This window comes from Streptomyces sp. NPDC059010 (assembly GCF_042740355.1).
Lineage (GTDB): Bacteria > Actinomycetota > Actinomycetes > Streptomycetales > Streptomycetaceae > Streptomyces.
Genome location: NZ_JBHYJA010000113.1, coordinates 1 through 1,310, shown reverse-complemented (window position 1 = coordinate 1,310; position 1,310 = coordinate 1). Strand labels below are relative to the sequence as shown.

Below are 1,310 nucleotides of genomic sequence, written 5' to 3'. Positions count from 1 at the left end.
GACTTAGAACTCCTAACGAAATGATCTTCAAGGTGGTTGGATCACTCCGGACCGATGATCCGGAGGTGTGGGGTGGCTCGGCGGAAGCCGTGGGATGTCGATGACGAGCTGTGGGCGGTGATCGAGCCGTCGTTGCCCAAGGTGGAGCGTCGGGTTCGGCATCCAGGGCGCAAGCGGCATCCGGACCGGCTGGTGTTCCAGGGGATCCTGTTCGTGCTGCACACCGGGATCGCCTGGGAACACCTTCCGCAGGAACTCGGCTTCGGCTCCGGCATGACCTGCTGGCGTCGCCTGGCCGAATGGACCGAGGCAGGGGTGTGGCCACGGCTGCACGAGGTCCTCCTCGCCGAGCTCCGCGGCGCGAATGCCCTGGACTTCTCCCGTGCGGCGGTCGACGGCTCCCACATCCGCGCGTTAAAGGGGGCCCCAAGACGGGACGAAGCCCTGTCGACCGGGGCAGGGCGGGCAGCAAACACCACCTGATCACCGACGCGACCGGCATCCCACTCGCCGCTACTCTGACCGGCGGCAATCGCAACGACGTCACTCAGCTGATCCCGCTGCTCCAGGCCGTACCACCGGTGCGGGGCAAGCGCGGCCGGCCCCGGCGCCGCCCTGATGTGGTGCTGGCCGACCGCGGCTACGACCACGACAAGTACCGCCGCCTGCTCTGGGACCTCGGCGTGAAGCCGCAGATCGCCCGCCGCGGCACCGAGCACGGCTCCGGCCTGGGCACCCAACGCTGGGTTGTCGAGCGAGCGTTCGCCCACCTGCACTGGTTCCGCCGCCTGCGCATCCGCTGGGAGATACGCGATGACATCCACGAAGCCTTCCTCAGCCTCGCTTGCAGCATCCTCTGCTGGCGACGGCTGAAGAAGCTTCGGGCGCGTTAGCTTTCGTTGTCCTGGGCAGCACTGAAGCCGCGATCTTGGATCACCGGGAAGACTTGCTGTGTGGTGGTGATCCAGGCGTCGATGTCGGCATGGGACGACCTGATGGCGCTGATCAGTGCCTCGATCACGTCCAGCTTCGGCGTGCTGACGTTCCGGCTGAGCTCGTCCATCGACACCTCTTGGTACGACATGACCAGCTGCCACCAGAACCGCATGAGGAAGCGACATTCCTGCGGGTCACGGTCGTCTGCGAGGCGATCATGAATGACCCTCTGGACGCGCCGCCGCTGCTCATCGTCACGAAAGCCGTTGTTGAGGTCAGTCAGGGTCACGTCCGGACAGTAGCAACCGCGTTCGTTCACGTCCCCTGAGTTAGCTCTCAAGTCCGCGTAGAGCATTCCGTTAGGGGTTCTTAGG

General features: G+C 65.3%; 2 protein-coding genes. One reads left to right on the top strand and one right to left on the bottom strand.

All coding sequences use genetic code 11. The features are described from left to right. Positions 1-54: 54 nt before the first annotated feature. Positions 55-893, top strand: a protein-coding gene (locus ACFWYS_RS46630) for an IS5 family transposase (protein WP_384783206.1) whose coding sequence is annotated in 2 segments (ribosomal slippage) — positions 55-399 and positions 402-893 — 837 coding nt in all. Because the reading frame shifts where the segments join, the coding sequence is not laid out codon by codon here. Here the strand turns inward: ACFWYS_RS46630 and ACFWYS_RS46625 are convergent. Further along, positions 890-1,225 (bottom strand): hypothetical protein, encoded by a 336-nt coding sequence (locus ACFWYS_RS46625; protein ID WP_384783203.1) that lies wholly within the window; start codon positions 1,223-1,225, stop codon positions 890-892. The two genes, ACFWYS_RS46630 and ACFWYS_RS46625, sit on opposite strands and share 4 nt — an antisense overlap. Positions 1,226-1,310: the final 85 nt, after the last annotated feature.